This window comes from Streptomyces sp. NPDC005784, from assembly GCF_042871525.1.
Lineage (GTDB): Bacteria > Actinomycetota > Actinomycetes > Streptomycetales > Streptomycetaceae > Streptomyces.
The window spans coordinates 66196-82871 of sequence record NZ_JBIAIQ010000008.1; the positions used below are offsets into that span (position 1 = coordinate 66196).

The following is a 16676-nucleotide window of genomic DNA, read 5'->3' on the forward strand; positions in this document are numbered from 1 at the left end:
GCCGAGCCGGTGTCTCCGGGACGGCCGTCCCGCTCCACCTCACCGCTTGCGCCACTCCTCGGCCAGCAGCTCGTACGACCTCACGCGGTCCGCGTGGCCGTGCGTGATCGTGGTGATCAGCAACTCGTCGGCGCCCGTGGCCTCCTGGAGCTGCGCCAGCTGGTCGGCCACCCGGCCCGGTGAGCCGACGAACTGGGTGTCGAGACGGTCCTGGACCAGCGCGCGGTCCGCGTCGGACCAGACGTGGGCGCGCGCCTCGTCCGGGGTGGGGAACTGGATGGCTCCCTCGGCGTTACGGATGCTGCGGACCCAGAGGCCGTATCCGGTGGCGAGTTCGCGGGCGGTGTCGTCGTCCGCGGCGACCACGACGTCCGCCGACACGCTGACGTACGGCTTGTCGAGGACGTCGGACGGCTGGAACGCGGCCCGGTAACCCTCCGCCGCCTCCAGCACGGTGGCCGGACTGACGTGGTAATTCGCCGCGAACCGGAGCCCGTTGCGGCCCGCGACCTCGGCGCTCTGGCCGCCGCTGCTGCCCAGGATCCACAGCTCCACGTCCGCGCCCTCGCCCGGTACGGCATGCGCCTCGACCCCCTCCGCCGATCGATAGGTGCCGGCGAGCAGCGCGAGAATGTCGTCGATCTGCTCGCCGTAGTCCTGCGACCGGGCGTTCGGCTGCTGGAGGAGGGTGCGCTGAACGGCGACCCGTGGTGAGCCGAGCAGATGCTCGAACGAGAAACGGGGCGGAATGCGCAGCCCGTTGGGCGTACGCCCGTCGACGACGGGCGTCGCGGTGGGCAGCGGCGTGGCGGGTCCGCCCGGAGGCCGACCGCCGGAACGACCGAGGCCCAGGTCGAGACGGCCGGGGTGCAGGGCGTCGATCAGGCCGAACTCCTCGACCGTGGACAGGGCGGTGCGGTGGCCCAGTTGTACGGCGCCGGAGCCGATCCTGATCGTCGAGGTCGCGGATGCCGTCAGGGCGAGGACGACCGCGGGCGAGGTGCCGGCGACGCCCGGATTGAGGTGGTGTTCGGCGAACCAGTAGCGGGCGTACCCGAGTTCCTCGGCCCTGCGGGCCAGGTCGATGGTGTTGTGCAGCGCCTCGGTGGCGGTGGAACCGGACGAGATCGGGACCAGGTCGAGAACGCCGAGAGGGATGTGGGACATAGCGGGTCAGGGCTCCTCAGCGGTCGGCGGGCACGGGTTCGGGTACGGGCGGTGACAGGACGGGTCCCCACGGGAACGGCGGGTCGGGGATCTCTCGGCGCAGCACCGGCGCGACGGCGGACTGGAAGAGTTCCAGTGAGTCCCGGTGCTGACGGTCGGTCAGTCCTCCGGCGTCGGCGTGCAGATGCAGGACGCTGTGCCCGAACTGTTCGTGATAGCGGTGCACCTTGTCGATGATCTGCTGGGGGCTGCCGATCAGTGCCGAGCTGCGTTCCACGAAGTCCTCCAGCATCGTGAACACCGGTTCGAGGCCGAGCCGCTTCTGGAACGCCAGGTTTCCCTCGAAGACGGGCCGGTAGGCGGTGAGCGCCTCCTGGGAGGTCCGGGCGGCGTAGATGCCGGCCGTCCCGGCGCCGACCGCGATGTCGGCCGGATCGTGGCCGTAGTGTTCCCAGCGCTCGCGGTAGTGGCGGATCAACTCGGCATAGGGCTCGATGGGGTTGGTGACATTGGCGGAGAAGAGCGGGTCGCCGTAGCGGGCGGCCAGGTCGACCGACTCCTTGCTGGTGGCGCTGCCGTGCCAGACCCGGACGGGCTGCTGGAGGGGCCGGGGCCACACCTCTGCGTCATTGAGTTCCGGGCGGAAGCGGGTCGCCGCAGTGACCTTGTCCTGCCGCCATATCCGGCGGAACACCTCGTAGCTCTCGGCGTTGCGGTCCCACTGGTCCTCGGTGGTGACCTGGAACAGCTCCCGTTGTGCGGCGCCGTTCCCCTTGCCGACGATCAGGTCAAGGCGTCCGCCGGACAGATGGTCGAGTGTCGCGTAGTCCTCGTAGGCGCGCACCGGGTCGAGGAGGCTGAGCGTGGTGACCGCGGTGAACAGCCGGATCCTCGAGGTGAGCGCGGCGATATGGCTGAGGACAACCGGCGGCGAGGACGAGATGAACGGACGCTCGTGGCGCTCCCCCACGCCGAAGCCGTCGAAGCCCAGTTCCTCGGCGAGCAACGCGTTGTCGATCACTTCACGGAAGCGGTCGTTCGTCGGCTTCTTGATCCCGGTGACCGGATGCGGGGCGTGCACGATCAGGGTGATCGCCAGGAACTTCATGACGCCACCCGGTCGGCCGGCGCCTCGGCGTCGGGGTGGGCGAGGCCGAGGTGGTCGCGCAGGGTGCTGCCCTCGTAGTCGGTGCGGTAGACGCCGCGTTCCTGGAGGAGCGGGACGACGGTGTCCGCGAAGGAGTCCAGGCCGCCCGGCGTGATGTGCGGGACGAGGATGAAGCCGTCGGAGGCGTCTGCCTGGACGAAGTCGTTGATGGTAGCGGCGACCGTGTCCGGGCTGCCGACGAAGGCCTGCCGGTTCCCGGTCTCGATGACGAGGTCGCGGATGGACCAGTTGTTGGCGGCCGCCCGCTCCCGCCACTCGCGGGCGGTGGCCAGCGGGTCGCGGTACATCCGGACCTGGGCGCGGCCCCGGGCGATGGTGTGCTCGCCGAGGTCCGGGTCGATGTCGGGCAACGGGCCGTCCGGGTCGTACGAGGACAGGTCACGGTTCCAGACGAACTCCAGGTGCTTGATGGCGGTGGCGCCGCTGACCTGGGCGCGCCGCACCTCGCGGGCGTGCTCCTCGGCCTCGGCGTCGGTGTCGCCGAGGACGAAGGTCGCGGCGGGAAGGATCAGCAACTGGTCGGGGCGGCGGCCGTGGCGGGCGAGGCGTCCCTTGACGTCGGTGTAGAACGCCTGGCCCTCTTTGAGGGTGGAATACCGGCTGAAGATGGCGTCGGCGCCGGCGGCGGCGAACTCGCGGCCCTCCTCGGAGTCACCGGCCTGGAAGATCACCGGTCGGCCCTGCGGGGAGCGCGGGACGTTGAACTGCCCCTCGATGTCGAAGTGTTGTCCCTGGTGGACGAAGGCTCCGGCCTTGGCGTCGTTCAGGAAGGTGCCGGTCTCCTGGTCGGCGACGATCTCGTCCCCGTGCCACGAGTCGAAAAGCTCGTTCGCCGTGGTCAGGAACTCCTTGGCCCGGGAGTAGCGCTCCTCCCGGGGCAGGAAGCCGCCGCGGCGGAAGTTCTCGCCGGTGAAGGCGTCCCAGGAGGTGACGACGTTCCAGGCTGCCCGGCCGTCGGAGAGATGGTCGAGGCTGGCGAACTGACGGGCCACCTCGTAGGGCTCGTTGAAGGTGGAGTTGATGGTGCCGGTCAGGCCGAGGTGTTCGGTGACGGCGGCGAGCGCGGCGAGGACGGCAAAGGTGTCGGGCCGTCCCACGACGTCCAAGTCATAGATCTTCCCGCCCTGTTCACGCAGGCGCAGGCCTTCGGCGAGGAACAGGAAGTCGAACTTGGCACGCTCGGCGGTGCGCGCGAAGTGCGCGAACGAGCTGAACTCGATGTGGCTGCCGGCCTCGGGGTCGCTCCACACGGTGGTGTTGTTGACGCCGGGGAAGTGCGCCGCGAGGTGGATCTGCTTGAGCGGCTTGCTCATGGTCGGGGGTCCTTCCGGCTCAGGCGGTCGTGGCTGCATAGCGGTTCGCGGGGCGGGCGAGTCCGAGCAGTCCGCGCAGGGTGTCGGCCTCGTAGGCGTTCCGGAAGACGTTCCGGCGCTGGAGTTCGGGCACGAGACCGCGGGTGATCGCGGGAAGGTCGTGCCCCACGACGGCGGGGCGCAGCCGGAAGCCGGTTAGCCCCGCGGCGGACAGCTCCTGTAGGAGATCGGCGAGCTGGGCGGGTGTCCCGGCGAAGACGCGCGCGTCGCTGGTGTACGGCTCGCCCGCCGGCGTGTCCAGTCGCTCACGGCGGGCCTCGGCCGCTCCGGGGGCGTCGTCCAGGAACACCACCAGGTCACCGAAGACGTGCACGGTGTCGCCGGCCCGGCCGGCCGTGTCCTGTTCGGCGCGGATCTCCTGGACGATGGCGCGGGCCTGGCCGGCGTCGTGCGGCGTGACGTAGCCGACGTCGGCGGACCTGGCCACCAGCCGGTACGGGATGGTCGCGTGGGCCAGGGCGGTGACGACCGGCTGGCCCTGCGGCGGCCGGGGGGTGATGGAGGGGCCCTTGACGCTGAAGTGGCTGCCCTCGAAGTCGATGTAGTGCAGCTTGTCGCGGTCGATGAAGCGGCCGGTCGCGACGTCCCGGATCTCGGCGTCGTCCTCCCAGCTGTCCCAGAGCCTGCGCACGACCTCGACATAGTCGGCGGCCTCGTCGAAGTGCTCGGCGACCACTTCCTGTACGGCGGGGGTGTCGTATTCCTCGAAACGGATCGGCGGGACCGTCCGACGTCCGAAGTGCGCGGCCTCGTTCTGGCGTGCGCTGATCTGGACACGTAGGCCCGCGCGGCCGGAGCTCACATAGTCGAGTGTGGCGATCGCCTTGGATATGTGGAACGGCTCAGTGTGTGTGGCCACTACGGTCGGAACCACGCCTATGTGGCGGGTCAGCGGCGCGATCCGCGAAGCGATGAGGACGGCGTCCAGGCGGCCGCGGACCTGGTCGGTGCGGCCGTCCGGTCCGGTGAGGGACGAGGACTGGAGGCCGAGTCCGTCCTCGATGGTCACGAAGTCGAGGAGACCGCGCTCGGCCTCGGTGACCAGGCCGGTCCAGTAGGCGGCGGTCAGCAGTTCACGGGGGCGGGCCACGGGCTCGCGCCAGGCGGCCGGGTGCCAGCCCGCGCCGTCGAGCGCGACGGCGAGGTGCAGGGGTGTGGGTGACGAGGACACGGAGGTGCCTTCCTGATCGACCGTACGAGGAAGCCCGCCCCGGCGAGCGGGGCGCGGCTGCGTGGGAACGGGTCAGGGGCGACAGAGCGCGCCGGCGACCCGCAGCAGATCGATGTGCGGCCGGCCGTACAGGTGCAGGCGGCGGGGCGGGAGCGGCCTCGGCACGCGGCGGCGGGACACGCGACGCATGTGCCTCACCTCCGACCTTCCGACCCGGTGCTCCGGGGTTCCTGGTCCGCCCGGCCCGGCGGGTACCCGAACGGGCGCCACGCGGTCCTGGACAAGCACAACCACGCGGCTATGCCCTTTCTTCCGGCTGCCACGCTTCTTCTTGCCTCTCGTACGCGGCCTGTTCGCCGTCGGGCGTGCGGACGAGCACGAACCGCGTCCGCCGGCGCAGGGTGAACCCGATCGACTCGTAGAGCCGGATCGCGTTCGTGTTGTCGGCGGCGGCGTGCAGGAAGGGGATGTCGCCGCGTTCCCTGATGCCCGCCGCGACCGCGCGGACCAGGCGTGTGGCGAGGCCCCGGCCGCGGTGGCCGGGATGGGTGCACACCGCGCTGATCTCGGTCCAGCCCGGCGGGCGCAGGCGTTCGCCGGCCAGGGCGATCAGGCGACCGCCCTCCCGGATGCCCAGGTACGAGCCGAGTTCGACGGTACGGGACAGGAAGGGGCCCGGCCGGGTCAGGGCGATCAGGTCGAGGATCTCGGGCACGTCGGCGGGGCCGAGCCGTACCGCTTCGGGCGCGGGCTCGGAGTGCAGCGTGGTGGCGATCAACTGGACCCCGTCACCGCTCTGTTCGACCGTCCAGCCCTCGGGCACGGCCTGGACCGCGGTGACCGGGGTGACCACGCCCGGACCGACGAGTGCGGCCAGGTCGTCCCACGAGCGGGGGTCGGCGGGGTCGTCGAGGGCGGCGAACGGGGACACGTCCGTGGGATAGCGGGCGGCCCGGCCGACGCGCTCGGCGAGGTGGGCGTGCGGACCGGTCAGCGCGGCCCACGCCGCGTTGTCGAGGATGTGCGGTGCGGTCGGGCTCGGAGAGAGTGCGGGGTGGACGCTGGTGGACATGGCGGTGCGGGTTCTCCGTATCTGGAACGCGGCCGGACGCGCCCCTGGGACTCCGCCACGGCGCGGCGGAGTCCGCTGAGGTGGGCGCTGGTTCAGGAGTTGTCGAGCGGCAGGCCGGGCGGGTTGACCTGGGAGGTGTCGACGGCCTCGTTGGAGAGGTTGTAGGCGGCGAGCCACTTGGCGTACTGACCGTTCTTGATCAGGTGGTTGATCGCGTCGGCGATGGGCTTGGCCAGCCCGCTGTCCTTCTTGGTGGTCGCCGCGATCAGGCCCTGGAGCGTGCCACCGGCCCCGGAGAACGTGCCCGCGCTGCGGGTCGGGTTGGGCGACTTGGCGGTCTGCGTGATGTGGTAGGCGACGCCCGGGTTGGCGGCGAAGTAGACATCGATCTTGCCGCCGGTCAGTGCCAGGCTGACGGCGTTCTTGCTGGCGTAGTTCTTGACGGTGAGGGTCTTGCCCTCCTTCTTCAGCTTCGCCTGCCACTCCAGGAGGATCTTCTCCTGGTTGGTGCCGTTGTCGACGGCGACGGTCTTCCCGGCGAGGTTCTCGTAGTTGCCGTCGAAGTTCCAGGTGCTCTTCTTGAGCACCTCGAAGCCGACGTTGTCCTTGCGGTAGGAGGCGAAGTCGTACTTCCTCTTGCGCTCCTCGGTGTCGGTGATGTTGGCGAAGGCCACGTCGACCTTGCCGCTGTCGACACCGACGAACATGTTCTCCCAAGTGGAGTTCCGAAGCTCGGGCTTGAGGCCGAGGACGGCGGCGATCAGACGGCCGAAGTCGGGCTCGGCGCCGGTGAGGGTCTTCTGGTCCTCGCCGACGTACGCCAGCGGCGGGAAGCCTTCGGGCAGGGCGCCCACGCCTATCTCCAGCTTGCCGCTCTTGCTCACCGACGCGGGAAGCTCGGCGCTGATCGACTTCACCTCCGTGACCTTGAGTGCGGTCGGCTTGGCGGCCCCGTTGGACAGCTGTCCCACAGTGACCGTGCCGGCGGCGCCGGTCGTGGTGGCGGCGTCGCTGTCACCCCCGCAGGCGGCGAGCCCGGCGGCGAGGGAGGCGACGGCCGCGGTGGCGGTGACGCCGCGAAGCATTCTGCTGTTCAGGGGGAGGGTGCGCATGGCTGTCCTTGTCGGGTGTGTGCGGTGCGGGTGTGGGGGCGCGGTCCCGGCGGGCCGCGAAATCGGGTGGATGTGCGCGACGGCGCACGGCGGATGGCAAGTTCCGGGGTCCCCGGTGCGAGTTGCATCGCCGAACGTGTGCCGCGGGCGCGGGTCGGTGGCGACCGGTGCCTCGCTGTTCGCCGTCGGCGTGCGGGTCAGAGGACCTTGCTCAGGAAGTCCCTGGTGCGCTCCTGCTGTGGATGGTCCAACACCTGCGTCGGCGGGCCCTGTTCGACGATCCGGCCGCCGTCCATGAAGACGACCCGGTCGGCGATCTCACGGGCGAATCCGATCTCGTGGGTGACGATGACGAGGGTGGTGCCGCTGCTGGCCAGGTCCTTGATGACGGTGAGCACCTCGCCGACCAGTTCGGGGTCGAGCGCCGAGGTCGGTTCGTCGAAGAGGATGACCCCCGGTCGCAGGGCGAGGGCGCGGGCGATGGCCACCCGCTGCTGCTGACCGCCCGACAACTGCCTCGGATAGGCGCTGGACTTGTCGGCCAGCCCCACGCGGGCGAGCAGATCGCGGGCCAGCCGCTGGGCCTCGGGCTTGGACAGTTTCCCGGTCGCCACCGGAGCCGCGGCCACGTTGTCCAGCACGGTCAGATGAGGGAAGAGGTTGAAGTTCTGGAAGACGAACCCGATGCGGCTGCGCTGGCCCAGGATGACGCGCTCGCTCAGTTCCTTCAGGCGCTCGCCGTGCCTGCGGACGCCGATGAGCTCGCCGTTCAGGCTCACATGGCCGATCTCGGGCTTCTCCAGATGGTTGATGACCCGCAGGAGGGTGGACTTGCCGGATCCGGAGGGTCCGAGGATGACCGTGACCTCTCCGGGCCGGACGGTCAACTCCACGCTCTGCAGGACCTGGTGGGCGCCGTACCACTTGTGCACGTCGTGCACCTCGACCGCGGCCGGCTGGATCCCGAGCGCTCCGATGACCTCGGCCGCCGGAGCCGTCCCCGTCGCCTGATCCTCCGGATCCGTCCTGGTCTTCACCGTCGTCCGACGCGTTTCGCCGCTCATATCGCCGTCTCCCTCCGGACCCGGTCGCGCACGTCGCGCAGACCGTTCCGTACCTTCTGCAACGGGGTCGGCGGCAGGGTGCGCAGCGCGCCCCGTGAGTAGTGCCGCTCGACGTAGAACTGGATGACGGACACGACGCTGGTGAGGATCAGATACCAGGCGGTGGCCACGAGGAGCAGCGGCACGATGTCGCCGGGATAGGTACTGCCCATGCTCTGCACGGAGCCGAACAGGTCCAGCAGGGAGACGTAGAAGACCAGTGAGGTGCCCTTGATCAGGCCGATCAACTGGTTGACGTAATTAGGGGTGATGGAGCGCAGCGCCTGCGGGAAGACGATCTTCGCGAACTGGTACCGCTTCGGCAGGCCCAGGGCGGAGGCCGCTTCGTGCTGCCCCTGGTCGACGGAGAGGAGGCCGCCGCGCACCACTTCGGAGGCGTACGCCGCTTCGTTCAGGCTCAGTCCGACGACGGCGACGGCCATGTCGGTGGCCAGGTGGGACTCGTCGAAGGTGAAGAAGGCCGGGCCGAACGGCACGCCGACGCTCAACGTCTGGTACAACGCGCTGAAGTTGTAGAGGAACAGCAGGACCACGATGAGCGGTACCGAGCGGAACAGCCAGGTGTAGACCCAGCTCACCGCGCGCAGCACCGGGCTCGGGGAGAGCCTGGCCAACGCGAGCAGGATCCCGCCCAGCAAGCCCAACACCGCGCTGTAGAAGGCGACTTCAAGCGTGATGACCAGGCCGTCGAGGATGGTCGGGCGAAGGAACCAGTACTGGAAACGGTCCCACTGGTAGAAGGAATTGGTCACCAGACCGTGGGCGATCTGGGCGACCAGTACGAGCACCACGGCCGTGACGATCCAGCGGCCGGGACGCCGGAGCGGAAGAACCCGCTGAGCCGCCAGAGGCTTGGGTACGGCAGGGACGTCGGTACGGGGGATCGCCTCGGCGAGCGGCGCTGATCCGGAGGACACAGCTGCGCCGGGAGATTGACTCATGGAGAGCTCCAGCGGATGCGGACACCCCGGACCACGGCGAGCGGCGGCATGACGCGGAGCCGGAACGGCTCAGCGCGGATCGACGCACGGGTGCATGTGGAACGGGGGCTGGACGGAGAAGGGGCACACCGCGACAGCGGTGGTCGTCAGAGATTCAGAAGAAGAGCCGTCAGCCCTGGCAGAGGGGGCGACACGTGCCCGTACACAGCGCGCTGTTGACGCGCAGCAGGTCCACGGAGCGGTCGGCGCACAGCACATCGCGGCCGAGGCGCCGCCATGCGGCCGTCCCGTCAGCTGCGTGCATCGCCGTCACCATCACTTCTCCGGCCCTGAGGCATCTCGTTGTGGGCCGCACGTTAGGCCCGCCCCGAAAAGAATGTCAATGCGGGTGACCACCAGGTGAGACCGCGCGTGCGGCCTTCTTGACGGCAGCTCAGGGCGCGTCGAGACTGGCCTGGACGGTCACGATTGTCAGCGCCCACGGTGCGGGTTCGCCCCGCTCCTGTGGTCATCGGCCCCGGCCCGCTGACAGGCAACCCTTCCACCGCGACGGGGTGCCCCGGGTGACGACCGGGTTCCGCCGATGCGGCGGAGCAAGCGTGGTCTCGCGTCTCGCGAGCCCTGGAGTCGGGACCGGTGGGAATTGCCCAGGAACGGTTTGACGAGACGCCTGCACATCGATCTGTTGCGTGTCTCCAGCGCCTACTGATTCGTGACCGGTCCGTTCGATCCGGACCGGTGCGACAAGCGCAGTCAATCCGCATTCGGCCGCTGGTGCCCACAAGGCGGCGGTGGCTTCCTCGTTCCCCAAGGGAGAGTCATGCCCGAGACAGCTTCGCGGACTTCAGGTACAGCCAACTCGCGCCCCTGTGACCAGATCCCGTTCCCCTCGGACCTTCGCCTCAAGGTGGCGGCGACACCGCCCGCGCTCCCCCACAGCGTCCACAGCCGTATCGGCGTAGGCCTGGCCGGCGGCTTCTACCCGGCGCCGCACCGCTACGAGCTGTATCTGTCGGAGAGTTGTCCGCTCTCGCTGCGCATCGCGATCACCCTCGACCTGCTCGGCCTGAGGGACTCGCTCGCCACCACCCTCCTGGCACCCCCCGCCGGGACACCCGACGCCTTCGCCTCGCTGCGCCGCGCCTACGAGGCCACCGAGCACCACTACGACGGACCGCTGACGGCGCCCGCGCTGTGCGACCGATGGAGTGGACGCATCGTCAGCAACCACACGCCGGACATCCTCCGCGATCTCGCGGGGCTGCTCTCCGGTCACACCACGGGGCACCCGTCCGCGCTGTGCCCTCCGGCCCTCAGCGCAGACATCGAAGCCCTCCGCGACCTGCTGGAGCGCGACGTCACCCCGTCCGCCCAGCCCTCGGAACTCTCGGCCGCCCTGGAGTTGCTGGACTGCCAACTCGCCGCGCAGCCCTATGTGTTGGGCGAAGACCTCACGGCTGCGGACGTGGACGTGTGGGTCGCGCTCACCCGACTGGGCCGGTCCGACATCCTCGGCTCGCATCCCCGGCTCCGGGACTACGTACGCCGTCTGGGCGACCACTCGGCCTTCCGGGACGGGAGCGCCGTGGTGTCCGTGGCTGCCGACGCCTGACGCTCCGGCGGAATCGAGAGGGGAGGTTCCTGCCTGGCCGAGCGCCCGGCCGGCAGGTGAGCGGGGTCCTCGCACGAATGGCTGAACGGAGAACCGGACGCCGGGCCCGGCGTCCGGGCCGTTCAGTCGCGCGGAACCAGGATGATGCTCACGCCCTTATGGGTCGAGGTCCACTCCCGGCCCCGATCGAGGATCTCCCGCCCCGAGCCCAGGATCTGGTCCTGGATGATCAGCGCGGACTCACGGAGCTCCTCCCACGGCTCCGGCACGTCGAAGGCACGCCGGGACCGCTCGACGGAGCCGACCAGAGCACGACAGGCCGCTTCCACGTCGGCGACGTTCTGGCCGGCCGATCCGACTCCGTCGATCGACCACGTCATCCACAGGCGCCCCATGACGACACTCTGTCCCATCCGCGGAACCAACGCATGGCCACCGCACAGAACACGGAGCAATCACCGAGACGGTCCACCGGTCTGCCCCCGTCCACGTGCGGTCCGCCGACGTTCGGCGCAGGCTATGAGCGTAGGAGCGCGGCACCCACACCACACGTCCGGCGGCCAGAAGGAATGACGATGGCTGAAACAGGCCCGTCGAGACGGCCGTCGGTGGCGCAGCGCCGGGTTCTCGCCCCACTCGCCCTCGCCCAGTTCATCTGCAGCTTCGCCGGCTCCAACATGAACGTGATGATCAACGACATCAGCGAGGACCTCGACACCACCGTGCAGGGCGTGCAGGTCGCGATCACGGTCTTCCTGCTCGTGATGGCCGCGCTGATGATTCCCGGCGGCAAGTTGACGGACCGCTACGGCCGGAAGCGCTGCTTCCTTGCCGGGCTGACGGTGTACGGGATCGGCGCCCTGCTGAGTGCCGTCTCCCCCGGCCTGGGTGTCCTCATCCTCGGCAACTCGATTCTCGAAGGCGTCGGAACAGCACTGCTCATCCCGCCCGTGTACATCCTCACGACGCTCCTCTTCCAGGACATGACCTCCCGCGCCCGAGCCTTCGGGGTCATCATGGCGCTGGGCGGCATCGGCGCGGCGGCCGGCCCGCTCATCGGCGGGCTCATCACCTCGTGGATCAGCTGGCGGGCCGCCTTCGTGTTCCAGGCCCTCGTCATCGCACTGATCATCGTGCTGAGCCGGCACATCAAGGACCCGCTGCCGCCGGATCCGACACGCCCCTTCGACACCGTCGGAGCCGTCCTCTCGGCCACCGGCCTCGTCCTCATCGTCATGGGCATCCTGGCCGCCGACAACAACGTCTGGCTGATGACCGCCCTGCTCGTCCTCGGGGCGCTGACGCTGCTGCTGTTCTTCCGCTCCGTACGCGCCCGCGAGGCAGCGGGAAAGGAACCGCTGCTGTCCACCAGCCTGTTCCGCAACCGCACGTCCAACCTCGGCCTCATCACCCAGAACATCCAATGGCTGCTGCTCATGGGATCGTCGTTCACCGTGGCCGCCTTCCTCCAAGTGGTACGCGGCTACGACGCCATCGCGACCGGCGTCATCTTCACGGCCGCCACCCTCGGTCTGCTCGCGACCTCCCTGGCCGCCGAACGTCTCGCCGAGCGCCGCCCCCAACGCACCCTGATCATCGCGGGCTTCGTCGTCACGATCTCGGGCGTCGTCGTCCTGATCGCCATGGTCAACAGCTTCTCGAGCCCCTGGGCCTTCGCTCCGGGGCTGCTCCTGGTCGGACTGGGCCTGGGCGTGATGCTGACCCCGTCGGTCAACATCGTCCAGTCGAGCTTCCCCGAGGACCAACAGGGCGAGATCTCCGGCCTGTCCCGCAGTGTGTCGAACCTCGGCTCCTCGCTGGGCACCGCCGTCGCCGGCACCATCCTCGTAGCCGAATTCACCACCCGTTCCTACGCGGCGGCCATGGTCACACTCGCCGTCCTCGGCCTCTTGGGACTCACCGCCGCGATCCTCCTTCCCAGGACCCCCGTCAGCACACCCAACATGGCGGGCACCCGGGCACGGAACGGCGGCTGACTACTCGGACGGCTGCCGAACTCCCCTTACGGAAAAGCCAGTTCCGGGTCCTGTGGCACAGGACCCGGCCTTCGTCATGCCCGAATACAGGCATCACTTCGGATTCCGTCCGTAACGCTTTTCGCGCTACGGCCCAAGAACAGGTGAAGCGACTTCGAAGCACTCCGGAAGCCTCCGCCGAGGAAGGCCGAGGAGGGCCGAGGATCCTCCGACAAGAAGGAGACGCCTGTGGACGGCGCGGAACGGTCACGGGGTGGGCCCGCCGCTGCGGCACGTGACCCGCGGCTCTTCGAAGCGTTCTACCGGCGCCATGTCGACGCCGTGACGCGTTTCGTGGCCCGGCGGGTCGACGACCCGCACACCGCAGCCGACCTGACGGCCGAGATCTTCCTCGCCGTCCTCGACTCGGCCCACACGTACCGGCCGGGCCTCGGCAGCGAGACGGCCTGGCTGTACGGCATCGCACGCAACGTCGTGTCCTCGGAGCGCTGCCGGGTCGCCCGGGAGGCCGAACGCGATCTGCGCTTCCGCGCACGACGGTTACTGAAGGCCGACGACATCGTCCGTCTGGAGGACAAGCTCGACGCCGAGAGCCCCGGCCGACGTGTCCTGGCCGCGCTCGCTCGGCTTCCCGAGGGCGAACGGGCCGTCATGGAGCTGATCGCCGTGGACCAGCTCACGGTCACGGAGGCAGCGGCCGCGCTCGGCATCCGCCACCCTTGGGGTGCCGGCCGCCGTGAGCGCGACGGCGGGGTTCGTGCCTCCGCCCTCCGCGCTGTCCGGCGCGGTGGGCGCCGGTCCAGTGGTCGCGCTCGCCTCGACGGCCCTGGTGATCGCCGTCCGCTGTGCGAGTTCCGGGTCGTCCGGACCGCGCATGTCCGGGGCTGTGGTGGGAGGCGTGCCGGCGCTGGTCCTGGTCGCCTTCAACGGCACCGTTCCCCTCTGGGAAGGCCTGGTGATCCTCGCCGTGATGTTCCTCGGCACCGCCGTCCAGCGGGCGGAAAGCGGTGAGAGCACCTGGCTGGTCGCGGCCCGCACGGCCGTCGTGGTGCTGATCTGCGCCGTGGGGAGTGCGTACGGACACGGCGACGCGGCGCATTTCGCACGGCGCGGCTGGATCGCGGCCTTCCTCCTCGCCGTGCTGACCTTCGGTGCCGGTCTGGCATTGCGCCGCCGGAAGTTCCCGCGCGTACTGACCGGGCTGGGAACGATCAGCTACTCGGTCTACCTGGTGCATCCGGTCCTGCTCGCGGTGAGCGACAGCGTGATCGGACGGTACCGGCGGGACGATCTCGTACTCGAAGCCGCGTTCTTCGCCGTGCTGCTGCCGCTGTCCGTGCTGACCCATCGTCGCATCGAGGCGCCGGGCCGGGCCTGGGGCCAGAAGCGGATCCGCCGCATACGGTCAACATGACCCCGCCAACAGGTCTTCCGTAGTAGACATGACCCGCCCACGGCACACAGGGACGGTCGGCGTACGGGGTTGGTCGCGGCCTTCGGCGATTCTCACCCGGCTCAGGGCGGGCCGGAATCGGGCGGCAACCTTTTCGCTTCCCGCGGCCACTGATGGACACACCATCGGCTCGAACCTCGGAACGGATGCGCATGAAGGAAACGAGGCAGGCCGCGCGGCGCCGCAGGCACCGGCTCAGACTGTTGACCGTCACCCCGATCGCACTGATCGCGGTGGGTGCTCTCGTCACCCTTGTCGTGGCGTTCCGCCCCGATCACAAAGCCGACGCCGGGCACAGCGCGGCCTCGGCCGCCGCCGGTTCCCGGGGGACCGCGACACCTGACCAGGGGGCTCCGGGCGGATCGGCGTCCCCGACGGCGATACGGTCGCCGAACTCGACGGTTTCCCCGACCGCTGCTGCCCATGCCACCACCGCACCGGCGCGGCCGTCGGCCTCGCACACTTCCGGGACCGTGTCCACGGCGGCGTCGTTGGCGGGACGGATTCGCCCCGGGATCGGCTACCGGGGAGTGGCCACCACCTACGACGCCGGGACCGGCGACGGCGCCTGTTCCTTCGGGCCGAGCGACGACCTCATGACCGCGGCGATGAACCACGCCGACTACGAGTCGTCCAAGGCGTGCGGGGCGTACGTCCTTGTCCGGGCGGCCGACGGCGCGACCGTCACTGTCCGGATCACCAATGAATGCCCGGTGGGTTGCGCCCCGGGGCAGCTCGACCTCAGCGCACAGGCGTTCGCCCGACTCGCGAATCCCACGGCCGGACGGATCCCGATCACGTGGAAGCTGCTGAGCCCCAGCACCTCCGACACCATCGCGGTCCGGTACAAGACCGGGTCCAGCCGCTGGTGGTGCGCGGTCCAGGTGATCGGCCACCGGAATCCGGTGGCCCGGCTCGAACTTCGCACCACCAGCGGATGGCGGCAGCTGCCCCGTACCGACTACAACTACTTCCTCGCCGACAACGGCGGCGGATGCGGCGGCGCGATCAGGATCACCGACATCTACGGTGAACGCCTGACCGTCAGCGGAATCGCGCTGCGCCCCGACACCGTGCAACCGACGCGGGTCCAGTTCGCCCGGCACTGACCCGGTCCGAAGGGCTTGCCGGCAGTCGCGCGCAGGGGCACAGCTGATGTGCGGGTGACACCTCCAAAGGGCTACTCCGCGACCCGGCCGCAGCCCACACCCGCTCCCGCAGCGGGCGGCCGGGGCGGGGAGGGGACGGTGACGGCGACGGAGTCACCGCCCGCGCCGACCTCGGACGCCGGGTCTGTCGTGGCGGGCACGGCCGGCTTGCGGAGCAGGAGCAGGGCCGCGTCGTCGTGCAGACGGCCGCCCACGTGGGCCTGGAGCTCGGCGTCGAGCGCGGCCAGGGTGGCCGCCGGCTCGTCGGACACATGCCGTGCCAGCCCTTCGGCGAGGGGGTAGAACTCGCGGCCGTGGTCGCGGGCCTCGGTGACCCCGTCGGTGTAGAGCAGGAGCTGATCACCGTCGGCCAGGGGCAGCACCTGGAGGCTCGGGGCCTCCCCCGTCAGGGCCCGCAGCCCGAGAGGCGGAGTGGGGTTGACGGGGTCGACCGACGCGACGCTCCCGGACGCGCGGACATGCAGCGGAGGCGCGTGTCCGCAGTTGACGACCTCCAATCGGCCCGGCTCCGGGTACCCGGCGACCACGGCGGTCACGAAGTCGTCGTACCCCAGGTTCCGAGCCAGACTCCGTTCGATCCTGCCGACGACGGCGAGAAGGTCGGGCTCGTCGTAGGCGGCCTCGCGGAAGACACCGAGCACGAGCGCGGCTGTGCCCACGGCCGGCAGCCCCTTGCCGCGGACATCACCGATGATCATCCTGACTCCGTACGGCGTGGGCACCAGCGCGTAGAGATCCCCGCCGATCCGGGCTTCCGCCGCGGCGGCGCTGTAGCGGACGGCCACCTGGAACGGTCCGACACTCGACGGTATGGGTGCGAGCACGGCGTGCTGGGCCGCCTCGGCGACGGAGCGGACGGCCGCGAGGACCCGCTCCCGGCGCCAGCGCAGCGCGCTGGCCAGGGCGCTCGCCAGTGTGACGGCCGCCAGGGCGGACAGGACGGCCGTGAGCTCGCCGCCCGGGACAGCGTCCCGGGTGCCGAGGATCGCGCTGACCGCCGCGGCCAGCAGGCCGACGCAGAGGACTCCGCACGGCCGGCTGGTGGTGGCCGCCAGTGCGGGTCCGGCGGCAAGCAGCGGAAGCCAGATCACTCCCGCTCCGCCGGCCAGGTCGACCAGCACGATGGCGCCGACGACCAGAAAGGGCAGCACCGGCGTGCCGAAGGCGAGATGGGCGGCGCGCTTGCGGACCGCCGCCCCGGAACCCACTCCTCGGTTCGTGAACGTCCGTTTCGGCCAGTGCTCGCTACCGTGCTCTCGGGCCTGACTCATGTTCGTCCGCAGTCCTCACCTGGGTTCATCACTGAAATGTCCGATT

At 70.1% G+C, this 16676-nt stretch carries 17 protein-coding genes, 1 pseudogene and 1 riboswitch; of the genes and pseudogenes, 6 read left to right on the plus strand and 12 right to left on the minus strand.

Annotated elements, in window-relative coordinates:
• Positions 1-39: 39 nt before the first annotated feature.
• The 10 genes from ACFYR3_RS15875 to ACFYR3_RS15920 all read right to left on the minus strand — a co-directional run bounded on the left by ACFYR3_RS15875 (position 40) and on the right by ACFYR3_RS15920 (position 9432).
• Positions 40-1167 carry an LLM class flavin-dependent oxidoreductase gene (locus ACFYR3_RS15875; protein WP_355841788.1) on the minus strand — a complete coding sequence of 376 codons (1128 nt, stop codon included), beginning with the start codon at positions 1165-1167 and terminating at the stop codon, positions 40-42.
• 16 nt (positions 1168-1183) lie between these two features.
• Entirely contained in the window at positions 1184-2275 is a 1092-nt protein-coding gene (locus tag ACFYR3_RS15880; protein ID WP_389283407.1) for an LLM class flavin-dependent oxidoreductase, read from the minus strand.
• A complete protein-coding gene (locus tag ACFYR3_RS15885) occupies positions 2272-3648 on the minus strand; it encodes an NtaA/DmoA family FMN-dependent monooxygenase (RefSeq protein ID WP_389283409.1) in 1377 nt (458 codons plus the stop codon). The genes ACFYR3_RS15880 and ACFYR3_RS15885 overlap by 4 nt, the downstream gene beginning before the upstream one ends.
• 19 nt (positions 3649-3667) lie before the next feature.
• On the minus strand, positions 3668-4879 hold the full coding sequence (locus ACFYR3_RS15890) for an LLM class flavin-dependent oxidoreductase (protein ID WP_355841797.1): 1212 nt from the start codon (positions 4877-4879) through the stop codon (positions 3668-3670).
• A gap of 72 nt (positions 4880-4951) precedes the next feature.
• Positions 4952-5068: a putative leader peptide gene (locus ACFYR3_RS15895; protein WP_355841800.1), complete on the minus strand. Its 117-nt coding sequence runs from the start codon at positions 5066-5068 to the stop codon at positions 4952-4954.
• A 109-nt stretch (positions 5069-5177) separates the two neighbouring features.
• A complete protein-coding gene (locus ACFYR3_RS15900; RefSeq protein WP_389283412.1) occupies positions 5178-5951 on the minus strand; it encodes a GNAT family N-acetyltransferase in 774 nt (257 codons plus the stop codon).
• Between the two features lie 92 nt (positions 5952-6043).
• Positions 6044-7063 carry a transporter substrate-binding domain-containing protein gene (locus tag ACFYR3_RS15905; RefSeq protein WP_389283414.1) on the minus strand — a complete coding sequence of 340 codons (1020 nt, stop codon included), beginning with the start codon at positions 7061-7063 and terminating at the stop codon, positions 6044-6046.
• Between the two features lie 197 nt (positions 7064-7260).
• Complete coding sequence (locus ACFYR3_RS15910) at positions 7261-8025, minus strand: amino acid ABC transporter ATP-binding protein (protein ID WP_389283591.1); 765 nt, start codon at positions 8023-8025, stop codon at positions 7261-7263.
• 98 nt (positions 8026-8123) lie between these two features.
• The gene (locus tag ACFYR3_RS15915) at positions 8124-9128 is read right to left on the minus strand and encodes an amino acid ABC transporter permease (protein WP_355841809.1); all 1005 of its coding nucleotides are present in this window, start codon (positions 9126-9128) and stop codon (positions 8124-8126) included.
• Between the two features lie 169 nt (positions 9129-9297).
• A complete protein-coding gene (locus ACFYR3_RS15920) occupies positions 9298-9432 on the minus strand; it encodes a hypothetical protein (protein ID WP_355841812.1) in 135 nt (44 codons plus the stop codon).
• A 156-nt stretch (positions 9433-9588) separates the two neighbouring features.
• Positions 9589-9734: riboswitch (SAM riboswitch) on the plus strand.
• Here ACFYR3_RS15920 and ACFYR3_RS15925 point away from each other — a divergent pair.
• Together ACFYR3_RS15925 and ACFYR3_RS15930 are read left to right on the plus strand one after the other, a co-directional pair.
• The gene (locus ACFYR3_RS15925; RefSeq protein ID WP_355841815.1) at positions 9712-9837 is read left to right on the plus strand and encodes a putative leader peptide; all 126 of its coding nucleotides are present in this window, start codon (positions 9712-9714) and stop codon (positions 9835-9837) included. It overlaps the preceding riboswitch by 23 nt.
• A 111-nt stretch (positions 9838-9948) precedes the next feature.
• Entirely contained in the window at positions 9949-10740 is a 792-nt protein-coding gene (locus ACFYR3_RS15930; RefSeq protein ID WP_389283417.1) for a glutathione S-transferase C-terminal domain-containing protein, read from the plus strand.
• A gap of 122 nt (positions 10741-10862) precedes the next feature.
• On the opposite strand, the gene ACFYR3_RS15935 is transcribed toward ACFYR3_RS15930, so the two are convergent.
• Complete coding sequence (locus ACFYR3_RS15935) at positions 10863-11135, minus strand: hypothetical protein (protein WP_355841821.1); 273 nt, start codon at positions 11133-11135, stop codon at positions 10863-10865.
• A 180-nt stretch (positions 11136-11315) separates the two neighbouring features.
• Between ACFYR3_RS15935 and ACFYR3_RS15940 the strand changes: the two genes are divergently transcribed.
• From ACFYR3_RS15940 to ACFYR3_RS15955, 4 genes and pseudogenes are all read left to right on the plus strand, one after another.
• Positions 11316-12737 (plus strand): MFS transporter, encoded by a 1422-nt coding sequence (locus ACFYR3_RS15940; RefSeq protein ID WP_355841823.1) that lies wholly within the window; start codon positions 11316-11318, stop codon positions 12735-12737.
• A gap of 228 nt (positions 12738-12965) precedes the next feature.
• A pseudogene (locus tag ACFYR3_RS15945) lies at positions 12966-13451 on the plus strand (RNA polymerase sigma factor); the annotation flags it as partial.
• Positions 13452-13611: 160 nt separating this feature from the next.
• Positions 13612-14151: an acyltransferase family protein gene (locus ACFYR3_RS15950; RefSeq protein WP_355841826.1), complete on the plus strand. Its 540-nt coding sequence runs from the start codon at positions 13612-13614 to the stop codon at positions 14149-14151.
• A gap of 185 nt (positions 14152-14336) precedes the next feature.
• Positions 14337-15299: an expansin EXLX1 family cellulose-binding protein gene (locus tag ACFYR3_RS15955; RefSeq protein WP_389283420.1), complete on the plus strand. Its 963-nt coding sequence runs from the start codon at positions 14337-14339 to the stop codon at positions 15297-15299.
• Positions 15300-15370: 71 nt separating this feature from the next.
• On the opposite strand, the gene ACFYR3_RS15960 is transcribed toward ACFYR3_RS15955, so the two are convergent.
• Complete coding sequence (locus tag ACFYR3_RS15960; protein ID WP_355841832.1) at positions 15371-16630, minus strand: PP2C family protein-serine/threonine phosphatase; 1260 nt, start codon at positions 16628-16630, stop codon at positions 15371-15373.
• Between the last annotated feature and the right edge of the window lie 46 nt (positions 16631-16676).

Excerpts from the sequence above, each read along its gene's own strand:
- ACFYR3_RS15885 (WP_389283409.1), bottom strand. The coding sequence starts at position 3,648 with ATGAGCAAGCCGCTCAAGCAGATCCACCTCGCGGCGCACTTCCCCGGC.
- ACFYR3_RS15875 (WP_355841788.1), bottom strand. The coding sequence starts at position 1,167 with ATGTCCCACATCCCTCTCGGCGTTCTCGACCTGGTCCCGATCTCGTCC.
- ACFYR3_RS15905 (WP_389283414.1), bottom strand. The coding sequence starts at position 7,063 with ATGCGCACCCTCCCCCTGAACAGCAGAATGCTTCGCGGCGTCACCGCC.
- ACFYR3_RS15935 (WP_355841821.1), bottom strand. The coding sequence starts at position 11,135 with ATGGGGCGCCTGTGGATGACGTGGTCGATCGACGGAGTCGGATCGGCC.
- ACFYR3_RS15950 (WP_355841826.1), top strand. The coding sequence starts at position 13,612 with ATGTCCGGGGCTGTGGTGGGAGGCGTGCCGGCGCTGGTCCTGGTCGCC.
- ACFYR3_RS15960 (WP_355841832.1), bottom strand. The coding sequence starts at position 16,630 with ATGAGTCAGGCCCGAGAGCACGGTAGCGAGCACTGGCCGAAACGGACG.
- ACFYR3_RS15915 (WP_355841809.1), bottom strand. The coding sequence starts at position 9,128 with ATGAGTCAATCTCCCGGCGCAGCTGTGTCCTCCGGATCAGCGCCGCTC.
- ACFYR3_RS15925 (WP_355841815.1), top strand. The coding sequence starts at position 9,712 with ATGCGGCGGAGCAAGCGTGGTCTCGCGTCTCGCGAGCCCTGGAGTCGG.
- ACFYR3_RS15900 (WP_389283412.1), bottom strand. The coding sequence starts at position 5,951 with ATGTCCACCAGCGTCCACCCCGCACTCTCTCCGAGCCCGACCGCACCG.
- ACFYR3_RS15940 (WP_355841823.1), top strand. The coding sequence starts at position 11,316 with ATGGCTGAAACAGGCCCGTCGAGACGGCCGTCGGTGGCGCAGCGCCGG.
- ACFYR3_RS15955 (WP_389283420.1), top strand. The coding sequence starts at position 14,337 with ATGCGCATGAAGGAAACGAGGCAGGCCGCGCGGCGCCGCAGGCACCGG.
- ACFYR3_RS15880 (WP_389283407.1), bottom strand. The coding sequence starts at position 2,275 with ATGAAGTTCCTGGCGATCACCCTGATCGTGCACGCCCCGCATCCGGTC.
- ACFYR3_RS15920 (WP_355841812.1), bottom strand. The coding sequence starts at position 9,432 with ATGCACGCAGCTGACGGGACGGCCGCATGGCGGCGCCTCGGCCGCGAT.
- ACFYR3_RS15895 (WP_355841800.1), bottom strand. The coding sequence starts at position 5,068 with ATGCGTCGCGTGTCCCGCCGCCGCGTGCCGAGGCCGCTCCCGCCCCGC.
- ACFYR3_RS15930 (WP_389283417.1), top strand. The coding sequence starts at position 9,949 with ATGCCCGAGACAGCTTCGCGGACTTCAGGTACAGCCAACTCGCGCCCC.